The organism is Streptomyces sp. NPDC058373 (genome assembly GCF_042723275.1).
GTDB lineage: Bacteria > Actinomycetota > Actinomycetes > Streptomycetales > Streptomycetaceae > Streptomyces.
In genome coordinates this window covers 134,766-147,707 of record NZ_JBHXJE010000010.1, presented here as the reverse complement: position 1 = coordinate 147,707, position 12,942 = coordinate 134,766, and the positions used below count along the sequence as shown (strand labels likewise).

The following is a 12,942-nucleotide window of genomic DNA, read 5'->3' as shown; positions in this document are numbered from 1 at the left end:
ACACGGCGACCCGAAACCGTGACCGCGCCGACTTCGGCGAGATTTTTTTCCGTACGCCGGCCAGGCCGCAGCCGTAGCCTGTAGCCGTGCTGATCTACGACGAACTGACCACGGCCGAGCGTGCGTTGTGGGACTCCTTCCCCGGAGGGCGTTGGGTGGATCTGCGTACCGGGGTGCCCGAGGAGGACGATCCCGCCGCAGGAGCGGACTGGGGCGCCGACCGCACGGTCCGCGCCGAGGTCGTGGCCGCGCTGCTGCTGGGCGGCGGTACGGAGCGGCCGGGCGGTGTCGCCTCCCTGCGCCTCGCCGGCGCGCGGATCACCGGCCGGCTGGGCCTGGCCGGCGGGGAGATCCGCCACCTGTTGTGGCTGAAGGGGTGCCGCCTCGAACAGGCGGTCAGCCTCCACGCCGCCGCGACGCGTACGGTCCGGATCACCGCCAGCAGGCTCCCGGGCGTGGACGCCGGACTGGCCCGCGTCGAGGGGCACCTGGACCTCACCGGCTCCGTGGTGGAGACGGGCCGCCTCTCGCTGATCAACGCCCAGGTGACCGGGGAACTCCTCCTGAACGGAGTACGGATATCGGCCGCCGGGCGGTGGGCGGTGTTCGCGGGCGGCCTGGCCATGGGCGGCGGTGTCTACTGCCGCGAGGGCTTCACCACGAGGGGCGGGGTGCGGCTGGTGGGCGCGCACCTGCCCGGCGGCCTGTTCCTGCAGGGTGCGCGCCTGGAGAGCCCGCACGGCGAGGCGCTGGTCGCGGACGGCGCGACAGCCTCGGTGATGAACATGTCCGACGGCTTTCGCGCCACGGGCACGCTGCGGCTGCGCGGGGCCCGCATACCGGACCTGCTGACCCTCGACGGAGCCACCCTCGACGGCGGCGGGACGGCGCTGTCCGGCGTCGGCATGCAGGTGGGCACCTTCGACTTCGGCCTCGCCGCCAAGCCCGCGGGAGCGGTCGATCTCCAGGACGCCACGGTGACCGCCCTGCACGACCGCGGGCGGAACTGGCCGGACGAGGTGCGGCTGGACGGTTTCGTCTACGGCTCGCTCCGCTCCGAGGGGGCGCCCCGGCGGGAGGACGTGGCCCACCGCCTGGCCTGGCTCCGCCGGAACCCCGGCTACGCCCCGCAGCCGTACGAGCAGCTCGCCGCCTGTTACCGCCAGGCGGGCCACGACGACGACGCCCGGCGGGTGCTGCTGGCCAAGCAACGGCACCGCCGCACCACCCTGAACGCGCCCGGCCGGGTGTGGGGGCGCCTGCTCGACGCCGCCGTCGGATACGGCTACCGCCCCTGGCTGGCCGCGCTGTGGACGATCGCGCTCTGCCTGCTCGGCAGCCTGGTCTTCAGCACCCGCGCGCCGGTGCAGACGAAGGACGGGGAGGGCGCCCCGTTCAACGCCCTGGTCTACACCGCCGACCTGCTCTTCCCCGTCGGCGACTTCGGCCAGCGCAGCGCGTGGCACTGGACTGACGCGACACAGTGGCTCGCCTACCTGCTGATCGCCGTCGGCTGGCTCCTCACGACGACGGTCGTCGCCGGCGTCTCCCGCACCCTGAACAGGAACTGACGCCCCTGCCCGCGTTGATGAAGCTGACGGCTCCCTGCGGGTCTCGGAGACGTGCGTCATGGTCTGTGGAGCGTGCCGCGGTTCTCGTCGGTCGCACTCGGCCGCGTGGTCGACGGCCCACCTCGAGAAGGTGCCGGCCGGTCGGCCGGTGAGGCGCTCCACGTGATCGGTGGTGCGAGGGGACTCCGGTCGCCGCACCGATGCGGCGACGAGCGCGTCCACCAGGGGCGCGGGACGCCCGTCCGCGAGCAGCCGTGCTCGCGCGAGATCCACGGAGAGCGCCTGCCATCGCAGATCGCGTCGGAGTGCGGCCCCGATGTGGGCGGTCTGGTCGGCCCGGCTGAGTACCTCCGGTCCGGTCGACACGTGCGGGCCGTGGTCCAGGTGCTCGTGGTGGGCGAGCAACACGGCTACGGACGCATCAGCGACATCGCGCTCGTCGACGACGGCTGTGCGCGCCGCCTCCGGGCCTGAGACGACATCGCCCTTGGCCAACTGCCGCGCCCAGCCACGGGCGTTGGAAGCCAGCGTGTCGCTCCGCGGCACCACGGGGCGCAGCCCGGCTGCGTGGAGCAGGGCTTCCATGTCCGCGTGCACCTGGACGACGGGATCACTCTGGCCAATGGCTTCGTCGTCCACGGCGGTCGAGGACAGATAGACGACCCGCGGGGCCCGACGGTGAGTTCCGCGGGACAGCGCGGTGGAACAGGCACGTACCGTGCTGCGACTGCGACGCGTCGGGCTCTCGTTGCCCGAAATCACCGCCGTCATGTCGCCGACGAGATCGGCGGCACAGGCAGTCGTGAGGGCGAAGATCGCGGCCCTCGAGGAGGAAGCCGACCACCGGCGGCAGGCGATCACCTTCCTTCGGCACACCGTCGAGTGCCGGCACCGCCACCTCGACGACTGCCCGGACTGCTCCGTCCTCGTCCGCGGGGCCTGAGCCGCACGCACGTCGGGGTCGACAGCCCCGGCGGAGCTCACGCCGCCGTCATGAGCGCCACGTCCGCCACGGCCTACTCGCTGTGCGCGATCTGGATCAGGTTGCCGCAGGTGTCGTCGAGGACCGCGGTGGTGACCGGCCCCATCTGCAACGGCTCCTGGGTGAAGCCGACTCCGAGCTCGCTCAGCCGGCGGAACTCCGCGGTCACGTCCTCCACGGCGAAGGAGGCGGCCGGGATGCCGTCATGGACGAGCGCCTCCTTGTACGGCTTGACCGCCGGGTGGCCGTCGGGCTCCAGCAGCAGTTCGGTCCCCTCGGGGGCCTCCGGGGAGACGACGGTCAGCCACCGGTCCTCGCCGAGCGGGACGTCGTGCTTCTTCACGAAGCCGAGCGCTTCGGTGTAGAAGCGCAGGGCCTTCTCCTGGTCGTCGACGAAGACGCTGGTCAGGTGGATTCTCATGAGGTGCTCTCCGGTGCGTCGGGCCTGAGCCATCGGGTCGCGATGCGCTCCAGCGGCTCGGTGTTCAGGTCGTGGAACTTGTAGCGGCCCTGGCGCCGCGAGCGGACCAGCTCCGCGGCTTCCAGTACGGCCAGATGCTGGCTGATCCCCTGCCTGGACAGCCCCAGGCCGTGCTTGGTCACCAGCCGTGCACACAGCTCGAACAAGGTCTGGCCGTCCCGCTCCACCAGCTCGTCGAGGATGAGCCGGCGGGTGGGTTCGGCCAGCGCCTTGTAGACATCCTCCGCCATGACTCCACCATAGGCAAGTAGCCACTTGCCTATCAAGGCGAGGGGGTACCGGCGTCCCCCGGCGAAGCCCATTGGACGACGGCCTCACGGACCACGGGACCGGTGCCGGCACGGGGTGAAGTGGCATACGCCGTATCCGGGGCGCGGCGGCGCTTCCGCCATCGGGCACGGCTCGCCGGTCGTCGCGCACCTTCGGGATCGACTTCCACGGCGTCGTCCGGAGACCAGCGCCCACCGGCGGCCCCCGCTCGCCAGCGGGCGCCGTGCCGGGTCGATTCGATGGCCGGTACACCATATTTCGGAGGCGGTTCCGCACCGTCTGTGTTGTGCTTTCCCGGTCAGGCGCCGGGCCTCCCGGCGCCTCCACCCCCCTCTCGGCAAGGCAATCCCATGCGTTCCCCCACGCCCCCCGCATCGCGGTCGTCAGCGCCGGCCTCGGCGGCCTGGCCCTCGCTCGCGTCCTGCAGCTCCACGGCCGCTCCGTCACCGCCTTCGAACGCGAGCCCGCCGTCGGCGCACGGCCTCAGGGCGGCAGCCTCGACATCCAAGCCGTTCGACGTCCGACGTTAAAGATCAAGCTAGGTCTCTCCCTTGGACCGCCACAGCAGCCAGCCGAAGTACGGGGCGCCGATCACGGCGGTGACGATGCCGACCGGGATCTGGCCGGGGGCGATGACGGTCCGTCCGATCGTGTCCGCGACCACCACCAGCAGAGCGCCCAGCAGCGCGGAGACGGGCAGGACCCGGGCGTGCCGCTGTCCGACCAGGGCGCGGGCCGCGTGGGGGGCCACGAGGCCGACGAAGCCGATGACGCCGACCGCGGCCACCGAGGTGGCGGTGAGGACGACGGCGACGGTGAGCAGCCCGAGGCGGGTCGTGCCGGGCCGGATGCCGAGCAGGCGCGGGGTGTCCGCGTCCAGGCCGATGATGTCCAGCTCGCGGCGGACCGCGGCCAGCAGCGGCAGGGCCAGGACGAGGGCGGCCAGCACGGGTACGACCTCGGGGAGGGTCCGGCCGTAGGTGGAGCCGGAGAGCCAGGTCAGCGCCTTGGTTCCGTTGTGCGGGTCGGTGAGGACGATGAGCAGGCTCACCAGCGCGCCGGTGCCGGCCGAGACGCCGATTCCGATGAGCACCAGCCGGTTCTGCTCCAGTCCGCGCCGTGCCGCCAGTCCGAAGACGAGCGCGGCGGCGGCCCCGGCACCGGCGAGCGCGGCGCCGCCGATGAGCCAGAACCCGGCGAGCGGGACCACGGTGAGGACGGTGACCGCGCCGACCCCCGCTCCCCCGACGACGCCGAGGATGCCGGGTTCCGCCAGCGGGTTGCGCGAGACGGCCTGGACGACGGCGCCGGCCACGGCCAGCGCGGCACCGGCGAGCAGGGCGGCGGCGACCCGGGGCACCCGGGTGTCCAGGACGAACGAGACGAGGTCGCCGGAGCGGCCGGTCAGCCAGTACCCGACGTCGCCGAGGAGCAGGCGGGTGTCGCCCAGCAGGACGGCGGCGACGACCGCGACGGCCAGCGCGGTGCCCGCGACCACGAGGGTCACGACGTACGCGCGGCGGCTGCGCAGGCGGGCGAAGGCCGTGGAGGGGTCGGCGGATCCGGCGTCGCGGGAGCGGTAGGCGAGGCCCACCAGGAGCAGCGCGCCGAAGAGGCTGGTGACGATGCCGGTCGGGACCGCGGTGCCCGCCTGCGCGCCGAAGAGGGCGCGCAGCAGGATGTCGGCGCCCAGCACCACGATCATGCCGGCCATCGCGGCGGCGGGGATGAGGACGCGGTGGCGGAGCAGGACTGGGGCCCAGGCACCGGCCAGGCGGACGACGGCAGGTGCGCACAGGCCGACGAAGCCGACCGGCCCGGCGACGGTGACGGCGACCGCCGCGAGGAGGACGGCGAGGACGACGGCGACGCCCCGGGTGAGGCGCGGGCTGACCCCGACCACGGCGGCGCCGTCGTCGCCGAGGGCGAGGATGTCGAGCCGCCTGCCGAGCAGGACCAGCCCGAGGAGGCCGAGCAGCGCGACCGGGGCCATCCGGTCGATGGTCTCCATGCCGATCTGGCCGAGCGAGCCGTTGCCCCAGGCGTACAGCCCGGAGGTCTGCTGCTCGCGCAGGATCAGCAGCATCTGACTCAGCCCGCTCAGCGCGAGGGTGAGGGCCGAGCCGGCCAGCACCAGCCTGATCGGGCCCGCCCCGGCGCGGGAGAGGCCCAGCACGATCCCGGCGGCGAGCAGTCCGCCGACGAAGGCGGTGCCTCCGGCGGGGAAGGCCGGGAGGGAGATGCCGAAGGCGGCGACGGCGACGACGGCCAGGTAGGCGCCCGCGTTGACGGCGAGAGTGTCGGGCGAGGCCAGGACGTTGCGGGAGACCGACTGGAGAGCGGCGCCGGCCGCGCCCAGCGCGCAGCCGACGACCAGTCCGGCGGCGAGCCGGGGCAGGCGGGAGGAGAGCAGGACGGCGTCGGCCTGGTCGAGCGTGTCCCCGCCGGTGAAGACGGAGCCGAGCGCGTGCCAGAGGGTGCCCGGCCCGATCGCCGCCGTGCCCTGGCTGACGTGCAGGGCGGCGAGGGCGGCCAGGACGAGCACCGCGGCCGGGGCGAGGAGCAGGGCGCGGCCCCGGCGCGCGGCCGGGCCGGTCCCGGCGGAGGGCGCCGCCTCCGCCGGGTCGGCCGCCGTCGCGGGCCGGTCCTTCGTCGTGGAGGTGCTCATGTTCACCCGGTCAGCGCGTCCACGAGGGCGTCGACGTACTGCTTGCCGGAGGCGGTGCCGCCGAACATCCAGATGCCGTCGGGGAGGCGGTACACCTCGTCGTTCTTGACGAACGGCAGCGACTTCCAGACGGCGTTGTCCTTCAGGCCGTCGGCGAACGGGTCGCCGCCGTCGGCGTCGTTGGCGATGTAGGTGAAGCGGGCGTCGCCGATTCTGGTGAGCCCCTCCACGTCGGTGGCGGCGAGGCCGTAGCCCTTGTCGCCCTTCATCTTCCAGGGGCTGACCAGGCCGAGTTCGGTGTTGATGTCGGTGATCAGCGAGCCCTTGACGTAGGGGCGCACCGAGACCTGGTTGCCCTCCTGCCAGCCGTCGGCGAAGGCGACCTTTTCACCGGCGAGGCCCGCGTCGGCGAGCTCCTTCTTGCCGTCGGCGAGCGCCTCGCGGAAGGAGGCGACCTCGCTCTCGGCCTTCTTCTCGGTGCCGGTGGCCTCGGCCATGAGGTTCACGTTGTCGATCATCTGGTCGATCTGGCGGCTCGCGTCGGCCGACTTGACGACCACGACGGGGGCGACCTTGGAGAGCTGCTTGACGGCGGAGTCGGGCAGGTCGGTGGTGGCCACGACCAGGTCGGGCTTGAGTCCGGCGACGGTGTCGACGCTCGGCTCGCCCCGGGTGCCGATGTCCTTGACGCCGTCGGGCAGGGGCGCTGCGGTGTCGTACGCCTGGTAGCCCTTGACGTCGGCGACGCCGACCGGCTCGACGCCGAGGGTCAGGAGGGACTCGACGACGTTCCACTCGGTGCCGACGACGCGCTTCGCGGGGCCGTCCAGCTTCACCTTCTCGCCGCGGGCGTCGGTGACGGTGAGGGCGGAGTCGGAGGCGCTCTCCTTCTTCGGCGCCTCGGTGGAGCCGCAGCCGGCGAGGGCGGTGGTGGCCGCGGCGGCGAGCAGCGGCCACGCCAGGTACTTGGTTCTCATGAGGGTTTCAGGGCCTTTCGAGGCGAAGGTGGTGCCTGCCCACCGCTCGGGTGCGCGGGACGCGGGTGGAGGGGTCGGTGTCGACCTGGATCCGGATGCCGTACGTGCCGGTCAGCCGCTCGGCGTCGTAGACCTCGGCGGGGGTCCCGGCGGCGACGACGCGGCCGGCCGACAGCAGGACGACGCGGTCCGCGACGGCGGCGGCCTGGTCCAGGTCGTGCAGGACGACGCCGACGGTCACCCCGTGGGTGTCCGCGAGGTCGCGGACGAGGTCGAGGATCTCCATCTGGTAGCGGAGGTCGAGGTAGGTGGTGGGTTCGTCGAGGAGCAGCACGTCGGTGTCCTGCGCGAGGCAGCACGCGAACCAGACGCGCTGCAGCTGGCCGCCGGAGAGGCTCTCCACGCCGCGGTCGGCGAGCGCGGTGAGGTCGGTGATGGCCAGGGCGTGGTCGATGCGGCGGGCGCCGTCCGGGTCGCTGCCGCGCAGCCGGTTGCGGTAGGGGTGCCGCCCGAAGCCGACCACCTCGCGGACGCTGAGGCCGGCGGGGGCGGTGCGGCTCTGCGCGAGCAGCGTGACGCGGCGCGCGAACTCGGTCCGCGAGAGGGCGAGCGCGTCGACCGACTCGTCCCCGTCGCCGAAGACCGTGACGCTGCCGGTACGCGCCCGGTGCAGGCGGGCAATGGCGCGCAGCAGGGTCGACTTGCCGCTGCCGTTCGGCCCGATCAGCGCGGTGACCTGGCCGCGCGGCAGGCGGAGATCGGCCTGATGGACGACGTCGGTCCCGTCGTAGGCGACGGTGATGCCGTCCGCGTCCAGCCCGGTCCCCGCGGGGGCCCCGGCGTCCACGGCGAGCGCGCCGTGCCCGTCCGCCGCAGGCAGGCGCGGCGGACCGTCTTCTCGGTCGAGTGCAGTCACAAGCGGTGAGGTTAGCCTAACCTCACCAAGAGGTGAGAATCAGCCCCTCGCTCCAAAGGTGTGGCTGGATTCGGCCGCTCATCGGCAGGGGCGGACCGCCGGCTCCGCACCAAGCCGGTCCGCCCGTCCCCCTCTCGGGCGGACCATGTCCCGGGGTGCTCCAATTCGTTGGCGTGGCAAGGGATTCGACCCGACGGGTGGGCGCCCAGGCCGGGCCGCCCACCGCCGTCCACCTCTCGGGAGCAGCACCAGCGTGGACTCGCACCCCTCCCCCTCGGCGCCCCGCAGCCCCCTGGTCAGGAACGCCTCGACGCTCCTCCACAACGACGCCGGCGCGTACCTGCTGCACCTGCGCGAAAACCTGCCCGGCGTCAGGCAGCCGGGGTCCTGGTCCCTGCGGGCGGCGGCCGGGAGCCGGGTGACCGGTCGCTGGAGGAGACGGGGCTGGATCTGCCGGGGCTCGTACCGTTCGCCGTCGAGACCGCCACCGGGACCGACGGAGCGCCGGTGCTGATCCAGGTGTTCACCGCCCGCTGGAACGGCGGCCCCGCCGCGCTCCACCTCACCGAGGACGTCCTGCCGCACTGGTTCCGGCCCGAGGTGATGCCGCGCCTGCGGCTTAGCCCGTCGACCCTCGAACTGGTGCACCGGCGCGCGGGTTCGCCCGTGCCCACGGAGTGGCGGGCGGAACCCGGTGGGCAGGAACCGGCCTGGCCGGAGCGAGCTGCCTCACGCGCGCCCCGGCGCACGCCCCGCCCGCAGTCCCGGAGCCAGCGCGAGGGTCACCGCGACGGAGGCCGCCGCCAGGAGGGCCATCGCGGCCGAGGGCGTGACGTGCTGGGCGAGGCTTCCCGCGAGGAGCGCGCCGAGGCCCTGGCAGGCGAGCATCCCGGAGGAGTGCAGACCGAGGGCGTGTCCGCCGAGCGCCGCGCCGGGCGGAGCCGCCTCCGCGCCGACCGCCTCGGCACTGCCACGGAACGGCGCCCCCAGCCCGCCCGGCGCTTGAGGCCATCTGTGACCGGCAGCGCAGGACCACCGCTCCCCCCGCGCACGCCCGAACATGTTTACTTCCCGGATGTCCACGCGTAACATCCGGGAAAACCACAAGGTCGGTCACGGAAACGGATGTAAACCCACATGTTCGCAGCGGAGCGTCAGCAGGAGATCCTGCGGCTGGCTCATGAGAGCGGCCGGGTGGATGTGCTCTCCCTCGCCGACGAGTTCCAGGTGACGGCCGAGACCGTGCGGCGGGACCTCAAGGCGCTCGACCGGGCGGGGCTGGTGCGCCGCGTGCACGGTGGCGCGATCCCGGCGGGCCACCTCGGCTTCGAGCCGGACCTCGCCGAGCGGGACACCCTCGCCGCCGACGAGAAGGACACCATCGCCCGGGCCGCGCTCGCGGAACTGCCCGCCGACGGCAGCGTCATCCTCGACGCGGGCACCACCTCCGCCCGCCTCGCCGCCGCCTTCCCGGTGGAGTCGACGCTGACCGTCGTGACCCACGCCCTGCCGATCGCCGCCCGCCTCGCCGACCACCCGGGCATCGCCCTGCACCTGGTCGGCGGCCGGGTCCGGCATCGTACGCGGGCGGCCGTGGACGCCTGGGCCCTCCGGGCGCTCGGCGAGATCAGGGCCGACGTCGTCTTCCTCGCCACCAACGGTTTCGACCTGGACGGCGGCCTCACCACCCCCGACCTCGCCGAGGCGGCCGTGAAGCGGGCCGCGGTCCGGGCGGCGCGCCGGGTGGTGCTGCTCGCCGACTCGGCCAAGTTCGGCCAGCAGCACTTCGCGCGCTTCGGTGACCTGACCGACGTCGACCTGCTCATCACGGACACCGGGCTCGCCGACGAGGACGCCCGCGCCATCGAGGCGCAGGGCACGGAGGTGGTCCGCGCATGATCCTCACCCTGACCCCCAACCCCAGCCTGGACCGGGCGTACGAACTGCCGTCGCTGGACCGGGGCGCCGTCCTGCGCGCCGCCCGCGACCGGGTGGACCCGGGCGGCAAGGGCGTCAACGTCTCGCGGGCCGTCGCCGCCGCGGGGCACCGCACCGTCGCGGTCGTGCCCCTCGGCGGGCCCGAAGGGGCGCTGCTGGCCCGGCTGCTCGGCGAACACGGCATCGAGGCGGCCGGTGTGCCCGTGGCCGGTTCGACCCGCGTCAACATCACCCTGGTCGAGCCCGACGGCACCCTCACCAAGGTCAACGCCCCGGGCCCGGAGCTCAGCGGAGCCGAGGCCGAGGCCCTGCTGGGCGCGGTCCGTGCGCACGCCACCGGGGCCGACTGGGTCGCCTGCTGCGGCAGCCTGCCGCGCGGGCTGGGGCCCGAGTGGTACGCCCAGCTCGTCGCCCGCGCCCACCGGGCAGGCCGCCGCGTCGCCCTCGACACCTCCGGCGGCGCGCTCGGCGCGACGCTCGCCGAGGAGCCCGACGTGGTCAAGCCGAACGCCGAGGAACTGGCGCAGGCGGTGGGCCGTCCGCTCCTCACCGTCGGCGACGCCGTCAAGGCCGCCGGGGAGCTGCGGGAGCGCGGCGCCCGGGCGGTCCTCGCCAGCCTGGGGGCCGACGGCCAGTTGCTTCTCGACGCCAGTGGCACCTGGTTCGGCCGCGCCCGGCCCGTCGCGGTACGCAGCAACGTCGGCGCGGGGGACGCCTCGCTCGCCGGGTTCCTCGCGGCGGGCGGCAGCGGTCCCGCCGCGCTGGCGGCGGCGGTCGCGCACGGCACGGCTGCCGTGCAGTTGCCGGGCAGCGTGATGCCGACCCCGGCCGACCTCGCCCCGGACACCGTGACCGTCACCGACGCCGTCCCCTCGGACCGCCTCCTCTCGGAGCCGGCCCGATGACCACCCGCACCGCCCGCACCGGCACGTCCGTACGCGCACCCCGCCGGTCGGCCGCCACGCCATCCCCGTCCCCCACCGCCATCAGGGCGGTCCGCCACCTAGGAGCCGTGCGATGAGTCAGCTCATCACCGCAGACCTGGTCGATGTCGACCTCTCCGCCGACACGAAGGAGGCGGCCGCCCGGTCGCTCGCCGAACGGATGGTCGCCGCGGGGCGGGTCACCGACCTCGACGCCTTCCTCGCCGACGTCGCGGCCCGGGAGGCGCAGATGCCGACCGGCCTGGACGGCGGCATCGGCATCCCGCACTGCCGCAGCGCCCACGTCACCGAGCCGACTCTGGCCTTCGGGCGCAGTGCGCAAGGCATCGACTTCGGCGCGCCGGACGGTCCGGCCGACCTGATCTTCCTGATAGCGGCCCCGGCCGGGGCCGACGACGCCCATCTGACCATCCTGTCGGCCCTGGCCCGGCGGCTCGCGGACAGCGGCTTCACCGAGGCGCTGCGCGCCGAGCGGGACCCCGCCCGCGCCGCCGCCCTCGTCCGGGGCGAGGCGCCCGCGCCCACCGGTGCCGCCGAGGTGCCCGCCGACGCGGCCGGCGGCGCGACCCCCGAGGCGCCCTCAGCCACGGACGGAGCCTCCGCCGGACCGGAACCCGCCCCCTTCCGCATCGTGGCCGTCACCTCCTGCCCCACCGGCATCGCCCACACGTACATGGCGGCCGAGGCGCTCCAGCGGGCGGGCGAGGAGGAAGGCGTCGACCTGCGGGTCGAGACGCAGGGGTCGGCCGGTTTCCGCCGGATCGACCCGGACGTCGTGGCCGCGGCCGACGCGGTGATCCTCGCCCACGACGTCGAGGTCCGCGAGAAGGCGCGTTTCGCCGGGAAGCCCACCGTCGACGTCGGGGTCAAGGCCGCCATCAACCGGCCGGCCGCCCTCATCGCGGAGGCCCGCGAGAAGGCCGCGCACGCCCCGGCGGCCGCGTCCGTCGACACCTCGAAGGACCCGGCGGCGGCCGACCGGGCGCCGATGGACGAGGACACCGAGGGTGAGGGGTTCGGCACCCGGCTGCGTACCTGGCTGATGACCGGCGTCAGTTACATGGTGCCCTTCGTCGCGGCGGGCGGACTGCTCATCGCCCTGGCGTTCGCCGTCGGCGGCTACCGGATCAGCGACGCGCCGTCCGTCGCCGAGCACTTCGCCTGGGGCGAGTCGGCGAGCTGGGCCGCCCTGATGTTCCAGACCGGCCAGGCCGCCTTCGGCTTCCTGGTCCCCGTCCTCGCCGGGTTCATCGCCTACGGGATGGCCGACCGGCCCGGTCTCGTCCCCGGTTTCGTCGGCGGCGCCATCGCCGTCACCATCGACGCGGGCTTCCTCGGCGGCCTGGTCGCCGGTCTGCTCGCCGGTACGGTGGTCGCCGCCATCCAGCGGCTCGATATCCCGCCCGTGCTGCGGGGCATCATGCCGGTGGTGGTGATCCCGCTGGTCTCCTCTGCGGTCGTCGGCTTCCTGATGTTCGTCGTGGTGGGCGGGCCGATCGCCTCCTTCCAGAAGGCCATGACCGACTGGCTCGGCGAACTCTCCGGCGCCAACGCGGTCCTGCTCGGCGTCCTGCTCGGCCTCATGATGTGCTTCGACCTGGGCGGCCCGGTCAACAAGGTCGCGTACGCCTTCGCCGTGGGCGGCCTCGCCGCCCCGACCGACGGCAGCCTCAAGGTGATGGCCGCGGCGATGGCGGCGGGCATGGTGCCGCCGCTGGGCATGGCGCTGGCCACCACCGTCCGGGCCCGGCTCTTCAGCAAGGCCGAGCAGGAGAACGGCAAGGCCGCCTGGGTGCTGGGCGCCTCGTTCATCACCGAGGGCGCCATCCCGTTCGGCGCGGCCGACCCGCTGCGGGTCATCCCGTCGGCGATGGCGGGCGGCGCCGTCACCGGCGCCCTGTCGATGGCGTTCGGCGCGACCCTGCGCGCCCCGCACGGCGGCCTGTTCGTCGTCCCGCTGATCGGCAGCGCGCTGCTCTACGTGGTGGCCATCGCCGCCGGCACGGTCGTCACCGCCGGTCTGGTCGTCCTCCTCAAGAGCCGCCGCAAGCAGCCGGCGGCCCCGGCCGCGGCGGACACCCCGGCGGGCGAGCCCGTCTCCGCCTGACCCGGCCGAGGGGCGCGGCCCGGCCCGCGCCGGGCCGCACCCCTCCCGGGCGGGCCCGAACCCCGTTCCCCCTCCCCCACCACCAGAG

The 12,942-nt window shown here is 74.3% G+C and carries 11 protein-coding genes; 5 read left to right on the top strand and 6 right to left on the bottom strand.

Annotated features, from left to right (window positions below):
- Positions 1–86: 86 nt before the first annotated feature.
- Both ACFWMZ_RS09580 and ACFWMZ_RS09575 read left to right on the top strand, forming a co-directional pair.
- Positions 87–1,571 carry an oxidoreductase gene (locus ACFWMZ_RS09580; protein WP_383200573.1) on the top strand — a complete coding sequence of 495 codons (1,485 nt, stop codon included), beginning with the start codon at positions 87–89 and terminating at the stop codon, positions 1,569–1,571.
- Between the two features lie 700 nt (positions 1,572–2,271).
- Positions 2,272–2,514: a MerR family DNA-binding protein gene (locus ACFWMZ_RS09575; protein WP_383200570.1), complete on the top strand. Its 243-nt coding sequence runs from the start codon at positions 2,272–2,274 to the stop codon at positions 2,512–2,514.
- 73 nt (positions 2,515–2,587) lie between these two features.
- Here the strand turns inward: ACFWMZ_RS09575 and ACFWMZ_RS09570 are convergent, their stop codons facing one another.
- From ACFWMZ_RS09570 to ACFWMZ_RS09545, 6 genes are all read right to left on the bottom strand, one after another.
- Complete coding sequence (locus ACFWMZ_RS09570; RefSeq protein WP_383171963.1) at positions 2,588–2,974, bottom strand: VOC family protein; 387 nt, start codon at positions 2,972–2,974, stop codon at positions 2,588–2,590.
- The gene (locus ACFWMZ_RS09565; protein WP_383171961.1) at positions 2,971–3,264 is read right to left on the bottom strand and encodes an ArsR/SmtB family transcription factor; all 294 of its coding nucleotides are present in this window, start codon (positions 3,262–3,264) and stop codon (positions 2,971–2,973) included. The genes ACFWMZ_RS09570 and ACFWMZ_RS09565 overlap by 4 nt, the downstream gene beginning before the upstream one ends.
- Positions 3,265–3,842: 578 nt before the next feature.
- On the bottom strand, positions 3,843–5,972 hold the full coding sequence (locus tag ACFWMZ_RS09560; protein ID WP_383200567.1) for an iron ABC transporter permease: 2,130 nt from the start codon (positions 5,970–5,972) through the stop codon (positions 3,843–3,845).
- 2 nt (positions 5,973–5,974) lie between these two features.
- Positions 5,975–6,949 (bottom strand): ABC transporter substrate-binding protein, encoded by a 975-nt coding sequence (locus ACFWMZ_RS09555; protein WP_383200564.1) that lies wholly within the window; start codon positions 6,947–6,949, stop codon positions 5,975–5,977.
- A gap of 7 nt (positions 6,950–6,956) precedes the next feature.
- Complete coding sequence (locus ACFWMZ_RS09550) at positions 6,957–7,865, bottom strand: ABC transporter ATP-binding protein (RefSeq protein WP_383171952.1); 909 nt, start codon at positions 7,863–7,865, stop codon at positions 6,957–6,959.
- Positions 7,866–8,594: 729 nt separating this feature from the next.
- Positions 8,595–8,753, bottom strand: coding sequence for a hypothetical protein (locus ACFWMZ_RS09545; protein WP_383171948.1), 159 nt, complete (start codon positions 8,751–8,753; stop codon positions 8,595–8,597).
- 249 nt (positions 8,754–9,002) lie between these two features.
- On the opposite strand from ACFWMZ_RS09545, the gene ACFWMZ_RS09540 reads away from it, so the two are divergent.
- The 3 genes from ACFWMZ_RS09540 to ACFWMZ_RS09530 all read left to right on the top strand — a co-directional run bounded on the left by ACFWMZ_RS09540 (position 9,003) and on the right by ACFWMZ_RS09530 (position 12,854).
- Positions 9,003–9,764, top strand: a complete 762-nt coding sequence (locus ACFWMZ_RS09540; RefSeq protein WP_383171946.1) for a DeoR/GlpR family DNA-binding transcription regulator — start codon at positions 9,003–9,005, stop codon at positions 9,762–9,764.
- Positions 9,761–10,708 carry a 1-phosphofructokinase gene (gene pfkB / locus ACFWMZ_RS09535; RefSeq protein ID WP_383171943.1) on the top strand — a complete coding sequence of 316 codons (948 nt, stop codon included), beginning with the start codon at positions 9,761–9,763 and terminating at the stop codon, positions 10,706–10,708. The genes ACFWMZ_RS09540 and pfkB overlap by 4 nt, the downstream gene beginning before the upstream one ends.
- 112 nt (positions 10,709–10,820) lie before the next feature.
- Positions 10,821–12,854: a fructose-specific PTS transporter subunit EIIC gene (locus ACFWMZ_RS09530; RefSeq protein ID WP_383200561.1), complete on the top strand. Its 2,034-nt coding sequence runs from the start codon at positions 10,821–10,823 to the stop codon at positions 12,852–12,854.
- Positions 12,855–12,942 lie beyond the last annotated feature (88 nt).

What these genes read in the sequence shown, in the direction of transcription:
- ACFWMZ_RS09570 (WP_383171963.1), bottom strand. Translation starts at nt 2,974, where the DNA reads ATGAGAATCCACCTGACCAGCGTCTTCGTCGACGACCAGGAGAAGGCC.
- ACFWMZ_RS09565 (WP_383171961.1), bottom strand. Translation starts at nt 3,264, where the DNA reads ATGGCGGAGGATGTCTACAAGGCGCTGGCCGAACCCACCCGCCGGCTC.
- ACFWMZ_RS09560 (WP_383200567.1), bottom strand. Translation starts at nt 5,972, where the DNA reads ATGAGCACCTCCACGACGAAGGACCGGCCCGCGACGGCGGCCGACCCG.
- ACFWMZ_RS09555 (WP_383200564.1), bottom strand. Translation starts at nt 6,949, where the DNA reads ATGAGAACCAAGTACCTGGCGTGGCCGCTGCTCGCCGCCGCGGCCACC.
- ACFWMZ_RS09545 (WP_383171948.1), bottom strand. Translation starts at nt 8,753, where the DNA reads ATGCTCGCCTGCCAGGGCCTCGGCGCGCTCCTCGCGGGAAGCCTCGCC.
- ACFWMZ_RS09540 (WP_383171946.1), top strand. Translation starts at nt 9,003, where the DNA reads ATGTTCGCAGCGGAGCGTCAGCAGGAGATCCTGCGGCTGGCTCATGAG.
- pfkB (WP_383171943.1), top strand. Translation starts at nt 9,761, where the DNA reads ATGATCCTCACCCTGACCCCCAACCCCAGCCTGGACCGGGCGTACGAA.
- ACFWMZ_RS09530 (WP_383200561.1), top strand. Translation starts at nt 10,821, where the DNA reads ATGAGTCAGCTCATCACCGCAGACCTGGTCGATGTCGACCTCTCCGCC.